We start from the raw sequence: 16,843 nt of genomic DNA, 5'->3' as shown, positions 1-16,843 counted from the left end.
CATGCGCTGTGGGCAAAGGCTTATGTCCCCATGCATTTTCGCCAGAATTCCGATAGAGCAGAGTCAGCGAATCATAACTTCCGGTTTCCTTTTGCCGGGCTCTTGCACTAGAAGCGAATAATGACCTCCGCCAACCGGACTGACGACAAACTCGCAGAACTCAACCAGCCGAGCCTGTGGTCCGGCATCAATGCCTATCGATCCGATCCGCTGATCGTCGATCTGACGGCGGCCCTGCCGCGCGGCATCCGCGAGGACCTGGAAAACATGGGCCGCTACGTCACCTCGCCGGAGGCGCAGGAACTGGCGCGGATGGCAAACCAGGGTGCGCCGCAGCTGCGCACCCACGGCCCGCGTGGTGAGCGCCTCGATGTCGTCGAATTCCATCCGGCCTGGCATGCGCTGATGCGCCGCTCCATGTCGGTCGGCCTGCATTCCTCGGTCTGGGATCCGCAGGCCGATACCGAAGCCAAGGATGAGGCCCACAAGGTTCGCGCCGCGCGCTTCTATCTGACGGCACAGCTGGAATGCGGCCATCTCTGCCCGCTAACGATGACGAGTGCTTCGGTGGCCGCGCTCTCGGCTTCGCCCGCGGTGCAGAAGGACTGGGCGCCGAAGATCCTGTCGCGCAAATATGATTCGTCCAACCGGCCTGCCATGCAGAAATCCGCCGTGACCATCGGCATGGGCATGACGGAAAAGCAGGGCGGCACGGATGTCAGGGCCAACCGCAGTGCCGCCGAAAAGGTCAGTGAAGGCATTTACCGGCTCTCCGGCCACAAATGGTTCATGTCTGCGCCGATGAGCGATGCCTTCATCATGCTCGCGCAGACGAAGGAGGGCATGGGCTGCTTCCTCGTGCCGCGCCTTCTGGAGGACGGGTCTGCCAACGGCCTGCAGTTCCAGCGGCTGAAGGACAAGGTCGGCAACCGCTCCAACGCCTCGTCTGAGGTCGAATTCTCAGACACGTTCGGCTTCCTGCTCGGCGGCCCGGACGCCGGCATCCGCACCATTCTCGACATGGTGACGCTGACGCGGCTCGACTGCGCATTGGCCTCCTCAGGCATGATGCGAGCCTCGCTGGCCGAGGCCGTGCACCACACCCGGGGCCGCAACGTCTTCGGCAAGATGCTCGTCAACCAGCCGATCATGACGCGCGTGCTGGCCGACATGGCGCTTGATGTCGCCGCCGCCACCGCGCTGTCCTTCCGTCTAGCCGATGCTTTCGACAAGGCGCGCGGCAACGCCGAGGAAGCGGCCTATGCCCGCGTCATGACACCGGTCGCCAAATACTGGTGCTGCAAGATCGCGCCCGCGCTGATCTACGAGGCGATGGAATGCATCGGCGGCAACGGTTACATCGAGGAGCGCCCGATCGCCCGCCATTACCGCGAGGCTCCGGTCAACGCCATCTGGGAAGGCTCCGGCAACGTGATGGCGCTTGATGTGCTGCGCGTGCTCAACCGTGGCAAGGATCTGTTCGAGACGGTTTTTGCCGGCCTCGCCCGCGATCTCGGGCCGGCCGGGAAAAAGACGATCGACGTGCTGCGCGCCGCAATCGCGCTCTGCGAACAGGACGAGGGCGCGGCGCGCCTGCTCGTCGAGCAACTGGCACTTGCCGCCGGCGCTGCGGAACTCTATCGGCTCGGGGCAGGGCGCATCGCCGATGCCTTCATCGAGACACGCCTTGCCGGTGGCTGGCGCTCCACTTACGGCATGCTCGATTCCCGTTTCGACGCCAGCTACATCGTCGATCTGCTCTACCCGCCGGCGGCCTGACCTTAGGCGGAGAATGATCGCTTTTCACCGGCATCGAGCCGAGCGATATCGAAGCGCTTCGCACTATAAGCTGCCCCTCACCCTAACCCTCTCCCCGTAAACGGGGCGAGGGGACGTGCCCCGCGAGAGCTTGGCGGGGAACGGAGAGGATGCGTCATGGTCCCTTCGCCCCGTTTTACGGGGAGAAGGTGCCGGCAGGCGGATGAGGGGCTGGCTTCGGCGATCTCCCGGACCTGGTTGGCCGGACTTATCCCGCGCAGATGCCGAGTTAAGACCGGCAGTGGACGACTATCACCGTCTGTCGTCCGCCTGGTCGCAACGCATTTCCTCGAGGTTGCCTTCCCCAGTCTATCCCTGCGAGATCTGCAATCGCATTTTTCCGGCGGTGCCTCTCAATGAATATCCGTAAAGCCTGTTCGGCGGGGGCCTCTTTTGTCGCCAATCCCGTGACGATCATTGCTGCGTCGAGCAAGCCATCATCGATATCGATCGTCGTCCGCATAACCACCTCGAGTGTACCAATATCGTGAAGGTACACGCCCCGCCCTCAGGGTTCAACTTTGCTAAAGAAGCATCGCCATAAACAAAAATCCGGCCGCGTCGCCACGGCCGGATTATCATTTGCGTCCGAAAATCAGGGTTCAGAAGAAGCCACGGCGCTGCCACCAGCCGGCTTTCTTCGGCTTGCCGTCATCGCTTTCGGCGGTTTCGCTGCGGGTCGATTTCACCGTCGGCTCGGAGGAGGAGATGTTGGATTCGCGGTTGGCGCGAACCGGTTTCGCCTCTTCCTGAACAGGCGTTTCGAGATCAGCGGAGGCTTCGACCACCTCCGGCTCTGCTTCTAGGGCGGGTGCCGCTTCCGCTACCGGTTCTTCGACCGGCGCTGCGGCTGGCTTGCGGCGGCCGCGGCCACGGGCAGGCTTTACCTCTTCGGCGACCACGGCCACGTCCTCGACGGCCGCCGTTACAGCTTGGCTGTCGCTGGCCTGTTCGGCAACTGTCTCGACAATTGCGGCCTCACCGGAGCCGACGTCATCCGAAGTGCCGTCGTCTTCGTCCTCGTTGCCGCTGCCTTCGCCGGCTTCATTTGCCGTCAGTTCGGAGCCGTCCTCGCGGTTGCGGCGACCGCCGCGCTTGCCGCGGCGACGGCGCTTGCGGCGCTGCGATTCCTCGCTTTCGGCGCGGCTCTCGGGTGCAGCGGCGGCGGTTTCGTCGCCCTCCGCGCCCTCGTCGTCGCCGTCCTCCTCTTCGTCGCCGGCTTCGCCTGCAGCCGATGCCGGCTGCTCGGCATTGCCGTTGCGTCCGCGACGCCGCCTGCGGCGCTTGCGCTTGCGGCTGCCGTCAGCTTCGCCTTCCGAGCGTGCCGTGGCGGCGCGCTCGGCAGCGGCCGGCTTTTCCTCGAGTTCTTCGTCTTCGTCCTCATCCGCCTCTATGACGATATCGTCGTCGTCATCCTCGGGAATGGCCGCGAAGTTGAAGAGGCTTTCGATCTTGACCGGGTTTTCCACGGCTTCGCCGCGGTCGATCGCGAAGTGCTGCGCACCGACCGAACCGTCAGCGTCTATGATGATCGCAACGCCGAAGCGGGCTTCGTAATCGACGATCGTCTGGCGCTTGTGGTTGAGAAGATAGAGCGCGATGTCGGGCGTCGTCCGCACGGTGATGTTGTGCGTCGTATTCTTGAGCAGATACTCCTCGATGCCGCGCAGCACATGCAGGGCGACGGAGGACTGCGAACGGACGTGGCCGGTGCCGCCGCAATGCGAGCAGACCTGGGTGGTCGATTCGAGAACGGAGGCTCGGATGCGCTGGCGCGACATTTCGAGCAGGCCGAAATGCGAGATGCGACCGACCTGAATGCGGGCGCGGTCGTTCTTCAGGCATTCCTTCAGCTTCTTCTCGACGGCGCGGTTGTTGCGCTTCTCTTCCATGTCGATGAAGTCGATGACGATCAGGCCGGCGAGGTCGCGCAGGCGAAGCTGGCGGGCGATTTCTTCCGCGGCTTCGAGGTTCGTCTGCAGCGCAGTGTCCTCGATCGAGTGTTCACGCGTCGAGCGGCCGGAGTTGACGTCGATCGAGACCAGCGCTTCCGTCTGGTTCATGATCAGGTAGCCGCCGGAACGCAGCGTCACCTGCGGCTGCAGCATGCGGTCAAGCTGGGCTTCAATGCCGGAGCGCGAGAAGATCGGGTGGATGTCGCGATAAGGCTGGACCACCTTGGCGTGGCTCGGCATCAGCATCTTCATGAAGTCTTTGGCTTCACGATAGCCTTCTTCGCCGGCCACGATGATCTCGCCGATATCCTTGTTGTAGAGGTCGCGGATTGAGCGCTTGATCAGCGAGCCTTCCTCATAGACGAGGCAGGGAGCGGTCGATGCCAGCGTCAGCGTGCGGACGTTTTCCCACAGGCGCATCAGATATTCGAAGTCGCGCTTGACCTCGACCTTGGTGCGGTTGGCACCGGCGGTGCGCAGGATGACGCCCATGCCCTGCGGCACTTCGAGCATGCGCGCGATTTCCTTCAGGCGCTTACGATCGGCAGGGTTGGTGATCTTGCGGGAAATGCCGCCGCCGCGTGCCGTGTTCGGCATCAGCACGGAATAGCGGCCGGCGAGCGAGAGATAGGTGGTCAGTGCCGCGCCCTTGTTGCCACGCTCTTCCTTGGCGACCTGCACCAGCAGGATCTGGCGACGCTTGATGACTTCTTGGATGCGGTATTGCTTGCGCGGCTTGCGCTGTACGCGATCCGGCACTTCTTCCATCGCGTCTTCGGCGCCGACGGATTCGATAACTTCCTCTTCACCGTGATCGTCGTCGTCGTCATCATCATCGTGGCGACGCTTGCTGGTGTCGACGTCTTCGGAGATCGAGTCGGTTTCCACCATTGCGGCCATCGCTCCGCCGGTCGAGCCGTCATCCTCGTTGTCGACGGTCGAAGCGCCTTCGGCTTCGACATCGGTGGGAACGGCATCCTCGGTCGCGGTCGTTTCGGCAGCCTTCTTGCGACTCCGGCGCGGCCTTGCCTTCTTGGCGGGTGCTTCCTCGACGGCTTCAGGCGATGCCGCCACCTCTGCCGTTACGGCAACCTCTTCCGACGCGGCATCTTCCGTTACGGCAACCGGTGCCTCGGCAGGCACGATCCCGACATCCGGCTGGTCCTGGGTCGAAAGATCGACGATTGGCGCGGTTTCGACGTGTTCGACGTCTTCGTCGCGGCGATGCTCCTCGGCCTCGGCCCGAAGCAGCGCCTGACGATCGGCGAGCGGTATTTGGTAATAATCGGGGTGAATTTCGGCAAAGGCCAGGAAGCCATGCCGGTTGCCGCCGTAATCGACGAAGGCGGCCTGCAGCGAGGGCTCGACCCTCGTTACCTTTGCAAGGTAGATGTTGCCGCGGATCTGCTTCTTGTGCTGTGACTCGAAGTCAAATTCTTCTATGCGGTTCCCGCGAACGACAACGACGCGCGTCTCTTCCTCGTGAGACGCATCGATAAGCATTTTGTCTGCCATGTAAGCTGTGCTCCTCGGCGTGGCCGCGAGAGCGCATTCCCGACTGCTGTTGAAACAGAAAGAATGCGGTCCACCGTGGCCGCGCCGGATAATGAAAGTCGCGCATGGCGCGAAGAGGAGAGCAGCAGCCAGACCGCAACCGGAACCATATCGGTCCGGGGCCTGTAAACTTCAGATAAAACCTGCTGCAAAACCATCAACAACCAAGCGTGATCGACAATACGAAGACCCGGTTCGGGGTCCGATGAATTTGCTCCCTGAGAGCGTGGTGGCTGATCCACCAATGAAGTTCCGACAAGAAGCCGGAAAATCAGGATCCAGTTCTCGGGTTGAAGCGCATGAGACGGCGGACGATGACCGATGTGGCGCCAGGTCCAGATCTGGCTGGCAGCCCTGCGGCGACTCTATCCCGTCAACACTTCTACCCTAAAATGCGTTGTATGTTTTCTCTGTCACAATAGCAAGGGAAAAGCCAAATGTGCCATAATATTGATGGATTTCGAATCGCATAGAAGCTGGGGACAAGCGATTGGATTCGACAGGCGGCAAGGGGTTTCGCTCTCGGGCGTCCGCTCCGGCCATATCAGGTCCATCGCGGCATAAATAGGATGTGGCGGTTTATTGTTTAAGAGGGCTTGGATCGCGGCGCAGTCCGCAACGCGGCGATCGACATTCGTGCGGATTCTGATGGCGGCGCTGGTCGCCGGTTGCCTCCTGCCTGGTCTCGCGGGTTCGGCCGAGAGCAAGGATCCGCTGCTCGCTTACGGGGCGCGCATCATCGGCGATGATGCCAGAACGCGCATCGTCATCGATTTCGACCGAGAACCGCGTTTCTCCGTCCATTATATCGCCAATCCGGAGCGTATCGTCGTCGATCTGCCGGCCACCGCCTTCGGCTTTCCCGCAAAGGATCTCGCCGCTCGCGGCCTCTTCAGAGATATCCGCTACGGCAAGATGGACGAGGAGAGTGCCCGCATCGTGCTGACGACAGCAAGGCCGGTGAAGCTCTCGCTCGCCAAGGTTCAGGCCGACGAGGCGGGCAGGGGGCATCGCCTGGTGCTCGACGCCGAGATGATCGACAAACAGGCCTTCGCCGAACTGGTCAAGACTCAATCCTGGGACGATCGGGCCGAGGCAGCCCAGACGACGAGCGCCATCCCGACGCCTGAGAAAGCCGCCCCGGGCGATTTCGTCATTGCCGTCGACGCCGGCCATGGCGGCATCGATACGGGCGCGATCGGCGTCGATACCAAGACCGAGGAAAAGCAAGTGACGCTTGCTTTCGCCAAGGCTCTTGCCGACCGGCTGAACAAGGAGCCGGGCATCAAGGCGATCCTGACGCGCAGCGACGACGAATTCCTGTCGCTTTCCCAGCGCGTGCTGATCGCCCGCCAGAACCATGCCGGCCTGTTCATTTCGCTGCATGCCGACGCGCTGAAGCAGAAGGAGATCCGCGGCGCGACCGTCTATACGATCTCGGACAAGGCCTCCGACAAGCTCGCCGCCGACCTTGCCGAACGCGAAAACCTTTCCGACCAGATCGCCGGCAAGGAGACGGTTGCCGAGCCGCCCGAGGTCGCCGACATCCTGCTTGATCTGACGCGGCGCGAGACTCAGGCCTTCTCGATCTCGCTGGCCGAGAGCGTGCTGAACTCCTTCAAGGATCAGGTCGGCACTATCAACAATCCGCACCGCCACGCCGGCTTCCGCGTGCTGCAGGCGCCCGACGTGCCGTCGATCCTGCTCGAGCTCGGGTTCCTGTCGAATGCCGACGACGAGAAACTGCTGCTCGACGAGACCTGGCGCGGCAGGATCGCCGATCTGCTGACCGAGGCGGTGAAGCGATACCGCACTGGCGTCGTGGCAAATGGCGGCTGATGAATGCCGTTCCAAAGAAATCCCTAGCGAATGCCGGAACGACGGCAGCCTGAAAAACAAAGACTTAACCTGCGTCCCCTGATTCAAATTTTGAGCAAGATGTTTCAATGAGGGACAGATCGGGCGTTGCTTGGATGTGACAGTCCCGATGAAACGCTGCCGCAGCGGTGAATGCGGCGGGCAGAGCCCTATTTTGCTCACATTCGCGCCGTTACTCCGGCTTATGTTTCGCAGCCTGAAGAGCGGAATCGGCTTGTGGCGGTAGCGCTCATGGAGTAAGCCGCGCGGAACGTGCAAATTGCCTTGATCTGTGCAATCGTTGCGGCTGCGCCGATTGAAGATCGAAGAGACCGGTAGCTGAAAATATGGTTAGACTTCTTGGATATTTCTTCGGAATGGCCTGCGTCCTGTTTCTGGTCGCGGCGGCGGGTATTGCCATCTATCTCGCCAATGTCGCCAAGGATCTCCCGGACTATGCCGTTCTGAACAGCTACGCGCCGCCGGTGACGACCCGCGTCCATGCGGGCAACGGCGCTCTCATGGCCGAATATGCCAAGGAAAAGCGTCTCTTCCTGCCGATCCAGGCCGTTCCAGACCGCGTCAAGGCCGCTTTCCTCTCGGCCGAGGACAAGAATTTCTACAACCATCCGGGCGTCGACCTCACCGGTCTCGGCCGCGCAATCCTCGTCAACCTGCAGAATTTCGGTTCCGGCCGCCGCCCGGTCGGGGCTTCCACGATCACCCAGCAGGTGGCTAAGAACTTCCTTTTGAGCTCGGACCAGACGATCGACCGCAAGATCAAGGAAGCGATCCTCTCCTTCCGCATCGAGCAGGCCTACAGCAAGGACAAGATTCTCGAACTCTACCTGAACGAGATTTTTTTCGGGATGAATTCCTATGGCATTGCCGGCGCGGCGCTGACCTATTTCAACAAGTCCGTCACCGAGCTGACAGTCGCCGAGGCCGCATATCTGGCATCGTTGCCTAAAGGCCCGGCCAATTATCATCCTTTCCGCCATCCCGAGGCAGCGCTGGAGCGCCGCAATTGGGTGATCGACCGCATGGTCGAGAACGGCTACGTCAGCCAGAGTGATGGCGCGGAAGCCAAGAAGCAGCCGCTCGGCGTCACCGCCCGCAGCACCGGTCCCTCGCTCTTCGCGTCTGATTTTTTCGCCGAAGCCGTGCGCCGCCAGCTGATCGATCAATATGGCGAAAAAGTTCTCTACGAGGGCGGCCTTTCCGTGCGCACTTCGCTTGATCCGCAAATGCAGATCGCCGCCCGCAAGGCGCTGCAGGATGGCCTCGTAACCTATGACGAGCGGCGCGGCTTCCATGGGCCTATCAAGCAGATTGATGCAAGCGGTGACTGGGGCAAGGCGCTTGCCGATATTCCGGCGCTGTCCGACGTTCCGGAATGGCGGCTCGCCGTCGTGCTCGCCGCGTCCGACGATAACGTCGACATTGGCCTGCAGCCGGCCAAGGACGGCAGCGGCAAGGTAGCCGCAGACCGTCAGCGTGGCACGATCGACGCCAAGAACATGCAATGGGCTTTCCGTTCTGCGGACGGCTCCCGCAAGACGGCGAAATCTCCGGCCGGAGTCCTGAGTGCGGGCGACGTCGTCTATGTCGAGAAGCTCGGCGACAACGCATCGACCTCCTATCGTCTGCGCCAGCCGCCGAAGGTGCAGGGTGGCCTTGTCGCCATGGATCCGAAGACCGGCCGCGTGCTCGCCATGGTCGGCGGCTTCTCCTATGCCCAGTCCGAATTCAATCGCGCCACCCAGGCGATGCGCCAGCCGGGCTCGTCCTTCAAGCCCTTCGTCTACGCAGCGGCGATGGACAATGGCTATACGCCGGCCTCCGTCATTATGGATGCGCCGATCGAGATCGTTTCGGGTGGCCAGGTCTGGAGGCCGGAAAACTACGGCGGCGATGTCGGCGGCCCGTCGACGCTGCGCTCGGGCATCGAGCACTCGCGCAATTTGATGACGGTGCGCCTCGCCAACGATCTCGGCATGAACATCGTTGCCGAATATGCCGAACGTTTCGGTATCTACGATCACATGCTGCCGGTTCTTTCCATGTCGCTCGGCGCCGGCGATACGACAGTGCTGCGCATGGTCTCGGCCTATTCGGTCATCGCCAATGGCGGCAAGCAGATCAAGCCGACCCTGATCGACCGCATCCAGGACCGCTACGGCAAGACGATCTTCAAGCATGAGGAGCGCCTGTGCGAGGGCTGCAATGCCGGCGACTGGCAGAACCAGGAAGAGCCTAATGTCGTCGATAACCGCGAAACCGTTCTCGACCCGATGACCGCCTACCAGATCACCTCGATGATGCAGGGCGTCATCCAGCGCGGTACCGCCGCCGGCAAAATTGATCTCGGCGGCCGCGACGTCGCCGGCAAGACCGGCACCACCAATGACGAGAAAGATGCCTGGTTCGTCGGTTTCACGCCGGATCTGGTCGCCGGCCTCTATATGGGCTTCGATACGCCGGCGCCCCTCGGCCGCGGCGGTACGGGCGGCGGTCTCTCCGCCCCGATTTTCAACGAATTCATGCAGACCGCCGTCAAGGACATGCCGGAATCGAAGTTCGTCATTCCATCAGGCATGAACCTGATCCCGATCGACCGCAAGACCGGCATGGCCGCCGCCGACGGCGATCCGAACACGATCGTCGAGGCCTTCAAACCCGGCACCGGCCCGGCCGACAGTTTCTCCGTCATCGGCATGGACAGCACCATGGCGCCGGAGGAGATCCTGAAGACCTCGCCGCAGGCCAACCAGGCCGTCCAGACCGGCACGCCCGGTCTGTTCTGACCGAGAGCTGAATTTTTGAACACCAGCCGCGGCCCTTTACATCCGCGGCGGGCGTCTCTAGAGCAATTCCAGCAAAAGTGCGTCGCGGTTTTGCGCCCGGAATTGCGTTAAACCAAAAAAGATAGAGCATCTCCGTGGCTCGGAGAAAGACGGAAATGCTCTATCTCACCAGCACTTGAGAAGACCGAGACAGAGAAGCGGAAAATGCGAGCGGAAATCGAAAACGTGGTCGATGAAACCAAGCAGGCTATCACCCTGCTGAGGAGGCATCTTTGACTGGGATCAGGCGATAAGGCGACTGGACTGGTTGAACAACAAGGCAGAGGATCCGAACCTCTGGAATGACGCTGCCGAAGCGCAGAAACTGATGCGCGAGCGCCAGCAGCTCGATGACGGCGTCAACGGCGTCCGGCAGCTCGAACAGCAGCTGAAAGACAATGTCGAGCTGGTCGAACTCGGCGAGGAAGAAGGCGACGACGGCATCGTCAAAGAGGCCGAGGATGCCTTGAAGGCCTTGAAGACCGAGGCCGCGCGCCGCCAGGTGGAGGCGATGCTCTCCGGCGAGGCCGACGGCAACGATACCTATCTCGAAGTCCATTCCGGCGCCGGAGGTACCGAAAGCCAGGACTGGGCGAACATGCTTCTGCGCATGTACACCCGCTGGGCCGAACGTCAGCGCTTCAAGGTCGAGCTGCTCGAAGTCCACGACGGCGAAGAGGCTGGCATCAAGTCTGCGACCCTGCTCGTCAAGGGCCACAATGCCTATGGCTGGCTGAAGACGGAATCGGGCGTGCATCGTCTGGTGCGCATTTCGCCCTACGACAGCAATGCGCGTCGCCACACGTCCTTCTCGTCGATCTGGGTCTATCCGGTCGTCGACGACTCGATCAATATCGAGATCAACGAGAGCGATTGCCGCATCGACACCTATCGTTCGTCCGGCGCCGGCGGCCAGCACGTCAACACGACCGACTCGGCCGTGCGCATCACCCATATCCCGACCGGGATCGTGGTTGCCTGCCAGCAGGAACGTTCACAGCACAAGAACCGCGCCAAGGCCTGGGAAATGCTGCGTGCCAGGATGTACGAAGCAGAGTTGAAGAAGCGCGAAGAGGCCGCGAACGCCGAAGCCGCTTCCAAAACGGATATCGGCTGGGGTCACCAGATCCGCTCCTACGTGCTGCAACCCTACCAGCTGGTCAAGGACCTGCGCACCGGGGTCGCCAGCACCGCGCCGGACGACGTTCTCGATGGCGATCTGAACGAGTTCATGGAAGCGGCCCTTGCCCACCGCATCAGCGGCGCCGCCGACGCGGTCGTCGAGGATGTCGACTGACCGGCAGCATTATGGAAATCGGAAAGCCCTGGAAATGGGGCTTTCTCCTGTTCAGGCTATGGGCGGACGTCGCCAGCCTGAAACAGCGCTGCCGATAGATCGGCAATCTCGTCATGAACGGCCCTGCGCTCGATGCCCGGCGGATCGGTGAAGAGCTCGGCCGCAAATGCAAAGCCAAGCTCCGTGCCCTCTGGCACAAAGACATAATGCCCGAGGCCCCCGCCGAAGATGTTCAGCGCGCTGCGAGTAAGCCGCTCATGCAGCCATGAAGAACACTCTTCGGCCGGTGCCGCCTTGTCGGCATCGCCGACAAGGATAAGAGCGGGTGCCTCGACAGTTTTCAGGCTTTCCTCGCTGAAACAGAAAACGGAGCGGCCCGGCGCGCAGAGGAGCGCCGACTTGATCCTGTCGTCACGATAGGATCGCGACATGCGGGACCATGACTCGCGAAACACATCGCTGCTGCGAAGCAATGAGGGGATATGATCGGCAAGCTCCGGAAATTCCCTTGGACCGCGCGGACCACCCGGCTTCAGCCTTGACGGTTCGAACTGCGAGAACTGGGCGACAGCGCCGAGAAGCAGCATCACGCTATACGCTCCGGCCGAAAATCCGGCGGCGAATACGCGGTCTGTATCGATCCGCCCCGTGAGATCGCCAAGCCAGTCGCGGCAGCGGTCGAGCATCAGGCTCAGATCCGGTGCCCGTTCCCAAAGACAGGCAAAACCTTCGGCGCGATAGGGCTCGCTGCCGGTATTGCCGTGGTGGTCGACGCCGAGCGCTGCAAATCCGTGATCGACCAGGCGTCGCGCCAGCCATTCCAGTCCGGCCGCAGATCCGCCTGTGCCGTGTGACAGCAGGACAAGCGGATAAGGTCTGTTTGAGGTCCGAATCGGTGCGTCGCGAGCGACCGCCGCCTTCCGAAACCAGCTTCTTTCCTGAATATGGCGTTCCTGCACGTGATCGGCAGCCGGATACCATAGTGACCAGCGGACGGGCCTTGGGCCGGCCGCGTCCCAGTCCGGTCGTTGCTCGTCGTAGAGGACGCCCTCGCGAAAGCCGAGTTTCATCATCGCCGCCCGTGCGAACAGCGTCTCGCTGTTCAATTGGTCGCTTTCTCGATGGTGATGTCACCGAGTTCGTCGATCAGCACGGTCCAGCCATTCGGCTCGGCCGCAGGATCAGTCTTCAAATAGACGGTGGCGAAGAGGCCGGGTTGCTTGACGATGCCGCTCGAATTCTCCGGGCGGATATCGGTCACATAAGGCTTCAGGTCGCTGATCTCCTGCAGTTCGATGGTCGAGGCAACCGCCGGACCTGTCTCCGTCTGGGCGATCTGCTGAAGATAGACTTTCGAGGTCCTGTCCGGCTGGCGCACCGCGAAGAGCTTATAGTAGCCGTGGCGCTTTCCCTGGGAATCGGAAACGCTCTCGGCAGCGGCGGGCGCCCGCTCGACAGGCGGTGCGTTCCCGTCGTCCTCCCAGTAGCCGGTGCTGGTCGCGAAAATCACAGAAGCCGGCAGGATGGCGTCCTGTGCAGGTTCGGCGATCGCAGCCGAGTAGCCGACGAGGAAAATCGTGGTCATCAATGTCAATCGCGTTGCCATCATCTCAATCCTTGAACTGCTCGGCGAGAATTCGGTCGGACCAGGAGCGGTCGGGATCGGAGAGGATACGCGCCGTCATATGCTCGGACTGGGCGATGCGGACATGCAGCACCGATTTGACTTCGGTATTGTCTGCCACCGCATTCACCGGCCGCTTCTCCGGCTCGAGCACGTCGATATCGACAGTCACTTTGTTCGGAAGCAGGGCGCCCCTCCAGCGTCGCGGCCTGAAAGCGCTGACCGGCGTCATGGCGAGCAGCGGTGCCTCGAGCGGCAGAATAGGACCATGGGCGGAGAGATTATAGGCGGTCGATCCGGCGGGGGTGGCCACCATCAAGCCGTCGCAGATAAGTTCCTCCAGACGGACGTGCCCGTCCACCACGACCCTCAGATTGGCGGCTTGGTAGGACTGGCGGAAAAGATAGACCTCGTTGATGGCGAGCGCCGTCGAATTGGTACCGTCGGCGTTGGCGGTCGTCATCTTCAATGGACGGAAGGCGTTTTCGACGGCGACGCAGATGCGCTCCTGAAGCCGCTCGGTGCTGTAGTCATTCATCAGGAAACCGACCGAACCGCGATTCATGCCGTAGACCAGCTTGCCTGTGTTCATAGTGCTATGCAGCGTCTGCAGCATGAAGCCGTCGCCGCCAAGCGCGACGATGACGTCGGCTTTGTCCTGCGGTACGTCGCCATAGATGCGAATCAGCTCTTCGCGCGCTGCGAGCGCCTCCATCGTCGGTGAGGCGATAAAGGAAAGCGTCTGGAATGAACGGCCCATGCAATGCCCTTTGTGAAGCTGCTCTAGCTAAAGGATAAATGGCCGCTGCGACAAGGGCGATTTGCATGGCTAACTGTTTTGGAGGGAGGTCGTCTTGTCGGCAAGGGCACGGATTTTCCTTTACAGGACCGCAGAATCTGTTAGTTGGGCAGCTATTGCCCTTGTAGCTCAGTTGGTAGAGCACCTGATTTGTAATCAGGGGGTCGCGGGTTCGAACCCTGCCGGGGGCACCATCCCTCTTTGCGCGAGCGGCGCGTTTCTTGATGAACCCTGGCTGAAGGCCTGCTTCAGCAGCAATTCAGCCGTGCCGACGCACTGTCTTCCTCATCGCCAATGAGGAAACAGCCATGAAGTTCGCGCATATTTTTCTGACAGCAGCCATTTCCCTCGGCGCGGCCTTTGCTGCCGCTCAGCCCACCGCCGCTATGCCCTTCGACCGGCCCGCGGTATCCGCGCAAAATGGCATCGTCCAGGTTCATGACAGCTGGCGACACGACCGCTTGCGTGACGACCGCGACTGGCGCGATGATCGTGACTGGCGCGATGGCCGCGATTGGCGCCGGTCCGAATGGCGCTATGAACGCCGCCATTGGCGGCCATGGCGTGCCGAGCGTTGGGAAGAGCGCCGTGAGTGGCGCCGTCACGACCGCGACATGCTGCGGCTATACCGCAGCTGAGCATAAGGCCGCACTGAAGGCCTGTCGGTCTTCGGCTTAATGCGTGACGGGGTCGTCGACCGTCGCCTCGATCCTGTCGCCCTTGCCGGTCTGTCCGGCACCGGAAGGTGACATCATTGCGATGCTGAGCACGGAAGCGACCATTAAGGCAATGACGGCGATCATAATGCGCATAAGCCCAATCCTCGTTCGGTTGGGATTAACGCGCAATTGCCGTCGCCGTTCCTCTTGGCCTATTGCACCGGTCCCGGCGTTGCAGGGCCGGGCGCCGTCGGCGACAGAGGATCGGGCTGGTGGACGGGATGCGACGTGTCCACCCAGATGATGCTGAGGATGATTCCCACAAAGGCCGCGATGAAGAGGATGCCGAAAATCAGCGGTCGAATGGCCATAAGGGAATCGCTCCTTCTTGCTTGTGACCGGTCGCTACGATCGATCGCCGCCCAATCATAGTGCTCCAGAAGGTCATTCCAAGGCAAAACTGGATTTCATTTCTGCTAACCTTGCGTCGCGGTCAGCGAGCCGTCTGTTCAGCGGCCTATGGCTTCAGATACAGCCGCGCCGCATAAAGCGCGATCGCCGCTGCATTCGACACGTTCAGCGATTTGATCGCGCCGGGCATGTCGAGGCGGGCAAGCGCGTTGACGGTTTCGCGCGTCTTCTGCCTGAGCCCCTTGCCCTCCGAGCCGAGCACCAGTGCTAGCTTGTCGCCCGAGAAGGTGCCTTCGAGCGGCGCTGGCCCTTCCGAATCGAGGCCGATGGTGGAGAAGCCGAGCTTATGCAACTCGCCGAGCGCATCGGCGAGGTTGGTGATCTGTATATAAGGTATCAGTTCCAGCGCGCCGGAGGCGGACTTGGCAAGCACGCCCGACTCGGTTGGGCTATGTCTCTGTGTGGTGATAACGGCCCCGGCATCGAAGGCGACGGCCGAACGCATGATCGCGCCGACATTGTGCGGATCGGTGACCTGGTCGAGCACCAGCAGGAGAGGGCTGTCCTTCAGCGCTTCGAGCCGGCGCACCGGCAGCGGCCGTGTTTCCAGCATGACGCCCTGATGGATCGCGTCTGGACCGAGCACCTTGTCTATCTCGTGCGGCGAGACGATTTCTAAGGCAATACCGAGCGTCTCGACGTCGATTTCCAGACGCGTGAGCGCATTCTGGGTTGCGGACAGCTTGATCTTCTTGCGCTCCGGATTGTCGAGCGCGGCGCGCACCGTATGCAGGCCGTAGAGATAGACCTGCTCGGGCGCGAGCGCCGGCGGCTTCCAGTCCTCAGCCCCGCGCTTGCGCTTCTGTGGCTGAGGTGTCGGGATCTCGCCGCGTTCGCGCTTGGCGTCGCGGTGGGCGCGCCTCAGATTGGCGTAGTGCGTATCCTTGGCGGATGGGTCCGTCGCGGCCTTGCCGCCCGATTTCTTGTCTTTGCTCATGCGGCTTTATAGCCATGGCGTTCGCTGCCGCATAGGCTTTCTTTCATGTGCCGGCTTTCGGCTGCGAATGAAATTTTTCGTGTTTTTTCCGTTGTCATCATGTTGACAGACGGAAATGCTCCGGTCATATACGCGGCGCAGACGACGGGCGGCAACGCTTCGAAGTCTGACGAACTTGGTCTAACGATCCGGACGAAAACTGGAGAGATGCCCGAGTGGTTAAAGGGGACGGACTGTAAATCCGTTGGCTCAGCCTACGTTGGTTCAAATCCAACTCTCTCCACCATTCGTCATCGGATCGGACCATCCCGCGGGTATAGCTCAATGGTAGAGCAGCAGCCTTCCAAGCTGAATACGCGGGTTCGATTCCCGCTACCCGCTCCAGTCTCTCTTAAAGCCAATCGATACGAGATCGCAGCCGCGAGCGCCGTGAGCGTGTTTCCAGACCAGGCGGACCGGCGGCTGTTGCTGTCCGCCGGGCGAGGGTGTCAATAACCGTCGGCAGCGGGTCATCCTTGCCGATACATTCGATTTTTCTCTAAGATTTCAGGGATTTTTAGAGGGGCTGCGGCGAATCGCCTTGCAGGCGGCGAATTGTCTCCCATATGCGCTGTCACGCCAAGATCGGCGTCTGCAATTAAGTCTTGCGCAATTTCGCCGAAAGCCTTAAACGGCGGCACTAAACCGGTTCGCCGGGGCCACCATTTCGTTCACAGGAAGCATTCAAATGGCAAAGAGTAAGTTTGAGCGCAACAAGCCGCACGTCAACATTGGCACGATCGGCCACGTTGACCACGGCAAGACGTCTCTGACGGCAGCGATCACGAAGTACTTCGGTGAGTTCAAGGCGTACGATCAGATCGACGCGGCTCCGGAAGAGAAGGCGCGCGGCATCACGATCTCGACGGCGCACGTTGAGTATGAGACGCCGAACCGCCACTACGCGCACGTCGACTGCCCCGGCCATGCCGACTACGTCAAGAACATGATCACCGGTGCTGCCCAGATGGACGGCGCGATCCTGGT

Annotated in this window: 14 protein-coding genes and 3 tRNA genes; 9 read left to right on the top strand and 8 right to left on the bottom strand. The window is 61.5% G+C overall.

Going from position 1 to position 16,843, the window contains the following annotated elements; translation table 11 throughout:
* Positions 1–120: 120 nt before the first annotated feature.
* Positions 121–1,779, top strand: a complete 1,659-nt coding sequence (locus tag GA0061105_RS19400; RefSeq protein ID WP_064692616.1) for an acyl-CoA dehydrogenase family protein — start codon at positions 121–123, stop codon at positions 1,777–1,779.
* A gap of 268 nt (positions 1,780–2,047) precedes the next feature.
* Here the strand turns inward: GA0061105_RS19400 and GA0061105_RS19395 are convergent, their stop codons facing one another.
* A complete protein-coding gene (locus tag GA0061105_RS19395; RefSeq protein ID WP_425348775.1) occupies positions 2,048–2,236 on the bottom strand; it encodes a type II toxin-antitoxin system VapB family antitoxin in 189 nt (62 codons plus the stop codon).
* Between the two features lie 184 nt (positions 2,237–2,420).
* Entirely contained in the window at positions 2,421–5,288 is a 2,868-nt protein-coding gene (locus GA0061105_RS19390; protein ID WP_092752289.1) for an Rne/Rng family ribonuclease, read from the bottom strand.
* A 621-nt stretch (positions 5,289–5,909) separates the two neighbouring features.
* Here GA0061105_RS19390 and GA0061105_RS19385 point away from each other — a divergent pair.
* The 3 genes from GA0061105_RS19385 (at position 5,910) to prfB (ending at position 11,327) form a co-directional block, all read left to right on the top strand.
* Complete coding sequence (locus GA0061105_RS19385; protein ID WP_092752287.1) at positions 5,910–7,166, top strand: N-acetylmuramoyl-L-alanine amidase; 1,257 nt, start codon at positions 5,910–5,912, stop codon at positions 7,164–7,166.
* A gap of 365 nt (positions 7,167–7,531) precedes the next feature.
* A complete protein-coding gene (locus GA0061105_RS19380) occupies positions 7,532–9,991 on the top strand; it encodes a penicillin-binding protein 1A (protein ID WP_064692620.1) in 2,460 nt (819 codons plus the stop codon).
* A gap of 204 nt (positions 9,992–10,195) precedes the next feature.
* Positions 10,196–11,327 (top strand): peptide chain release factor 2 gene (prfB, locus tag GA0061105_RS19375; RefSeq protein ID WP_141130221.1). Its coding sequence is split into 2 segments (ribosomal slippage): positions 10,196–10,264 and positions 10,266–11,327, totalling 1,131 coding nucleotides; the frame shifts between segments, so codons are not numbered across the junction.
* 56 nt (positions 11,328–11,383) lie between these two features.
* Here the strand turns inward: prfB and GA0061105_RS19370 are convergent.
* The 3 genes from GA0061105_RS19370 to GA0061105_RS19360 are packed head-to-tail and all read right to left on the bottom strand — an operon-like array spanning position 11,384 to position 13,711.
* A complete protein-coding gene (locus GA0061105_RS19370) occupies positions 11,384–12,397 on the bottom strand; it encodes an alpha/beta hydrolase family protein (RefSeq protein ID WP_092752513.1) in 1,014 nt (337 codons plus the stop codon).
* A 32-nt stretch (positions 12,398–12,429) separates the two neighbouring features.
* Positions 12,430–12,933 (bottom strand): hypothetical protein, encoded by a 504-nt coding sequence (locus tag GA0061105_RS19365; protein ID WP_092752511.1) that lies wholly within the window; start codon positions 12,931–12,933, stop codon positions 12,430–12,432.
* Between the two features lie 4 nt (positions 12,934–12,937).
* A complete protein-coding gene (locus GA0061105_RS19360) occupies positions 12,938–13,711 on the bottom strand; it encodes an NAD kinase (protein WP_064692622.1) in 774 nt (257 codons plus the stop codon).
* A 157-nt stretch (positions 13,712–13,868) separates the two neighbouring features.
* On the opposite strand from GA0061105_RS19360, the gene GA0061105_RS19355 reads away from it, so the two are divergent.
* Together GA0061105_RS19355 and GA0061105_RS19350 are read left to right on the top strand one after the other, a co-directional pair.
* Positions 13,869–13,944, top strand: a tRNA-Thr gene (locus GA0061105_RS19355).
* Between the two features lie 114 nt (positions 13,945–14,058).
* On the top strand, positions 14,059–14,388 hold the full coding sequence (locus GA0061105_RS19350) for a hypothetical protein (protein WP_064692623.1): 330 nt from the start codon (positions 14,059–14,061) through the stop codon (positions 14,386–14,388).
* Between the two features lie 36 nt (positions 14,389–14,424).
* On the opposite strand, the gene GA0061105_RS32900 is transcribed toward GA0061105_RS19350, so the two are convergent.
* From GA0061105_RS32900 to rlmB, 3 genes are all read right to left on the bottom strand, one after another.
* A complete protein-coding gene (locus GA0061105_RS32900) occupies positions 14,425–14,562 on the bottom strand; it encodes a hypothetical protein (RefSeq protein WP_167358566.1) in 138 nt (45 codons plus the stop codon).
* Positions 14,563–14,621: 59 nt separating this feature from the next.
* Positions 14,622–14,780, bottom strand: a complete 159-nt coding sequence (locus GA0061105_RS32895; protein WP_164517777.1) for a hypothetical protein — start codon at positions 14,778–14,780, stop codon at positions 14,622–14,624.
* Positions 14,781–14,926: 146 nt separating this feature from the next.
* Positions 14,927–15,817, bottom strand: coding sequence for a 23S rRNA (guanosine(2251)-2'-O)-methyltransferase RlmB (gene rlmB / locus GA0061105_RS19345; RefSeq protein WP_092752285.1), 891 nt, complete (start codon positions 15,815–15,817; stop codon positions 14,927–14,929).
* A gap of 201 nt (positions 15,818–16,018) precedes the next feature.
* Between rlmB and GA0061105_RS19340 the strand changes: the two genes are divergently transcribed.
* The 3 genes from GA0061105_RS19340 to GA0061105_RS19330 form a co-directional block, all read left to right on the top strand.
* Positions 16,019–16,103 (top strand) — tRNA-Tyr (locus GA0061105_RS19340).
* Between the two features lie 24 nt (positions 16,104–16,127).
* Positions 16,128–16,201 (top strand) — tRNA-Gly (locus GA0061105_RS19335).
* 343 nt (positions 16,202–16,544) lie between these two features.
* Positions 16,545–16,843: GTP-binding protein (locus GA0061105_RS19330; RefSeq protein WP_026619419.1), on the top strand; the 299-nt coding region annotated here is incomplete at its 3' end.

This window comes from Rhizobium aethiopicum (genome assembly GCF_900094625.1).
Classification (GTDB): Bacteria; Pseudomonadota; Alphaproteobacteria; order Rhizobiales; family Rhizobiaceae; genus Rhizobium; species Rhizobium aethiopicum.
This window is presented reverse-complemented; position numbering and strand designations above follow the sequence as displayed.

Excerpts from the sequence above, each read along its gene's own strand:
- GA0061105_RS19400 (WP_064692616.1), top strand. The coding sequence starts at position 121 with ATGACCTCCGCCAACCGGACTGACGACAAACTCGCAGAACTCAACCAG.
- GA0061105_RS19395 (WP_425348775.1), bottom strand. The coding sequence starts at position 2,236 with ATGATCGTCACGGGATTGGCGACAAAAGAGGCCCCCGCCGAACAGGCT.
- GA0061105_RS19390 (WP_092752289.1), bottom strand. The coding sequence starts at position 5,288 with ATGGCAGACAAAATGCTTATCGATGCGTCTCACGAGGAAGAGACGCGC.
- GA0061105_RS19380 (WP_064692620.1), top strand. The coding sequence starts at position 7,532 with ATGGTTAGACTTCTTGGATATTTCTTCGGAATGGCCTGCGTCCTGTTT.
- GA0061105_RS19370 (WP_092752513.1), bottom strand. The coding sequence starts at position 12,397 with ATGAAACTCGGCTTTCGCGAGGGCGTCCTCTACGACGAGCAACGACCG.
- GA0061105_RS19365 (WP_092752511.1), bottom strand. The coding sequence starts at position 12,933 with ATGGCAACGCGATTGACATTGATGACCACGATTTTCCTCGTCGGCTAC.
- GA0061105_RS19360 (WP_064692622.1), bottom strand. The coding sequence starts at position 13,711 with ATGGGCCGTTCATTCCAGACGCTTTCCTTTATCGCCTCACCGACGATG.
- GA0061105_RS19350 (WP_064692623.1), top strand. The coding sequence starts at position 14,059 with ATGAAGTTCGCGCATATTTTTCTGACAGCAGCCATTTCCCTCGGCGCG.
- GA0061105_RS32900 (WP_167358566.1), bottom strand. The coding sequence starts at position 14,562 with ATGCGCATTATGATCGCCGTCATTGCCTTAATGGTCGCTTCCGTGCTC.
- GA0061105_RS32895 (WP_164517777.1), bottom strand. The coding sequence starts at position 14,780 with ATGGCCATTCGACCGCTGATTTTCGGCATCCTCTTCATCGCGGCCTTT.
- rlmB (WP_092752285.1), bottom strand. The coding sequence starts at position 15,817 with ATGAGCAAAGACAAGAAATCGGGCGGCAAGGCCGCGACGGACCCATCC.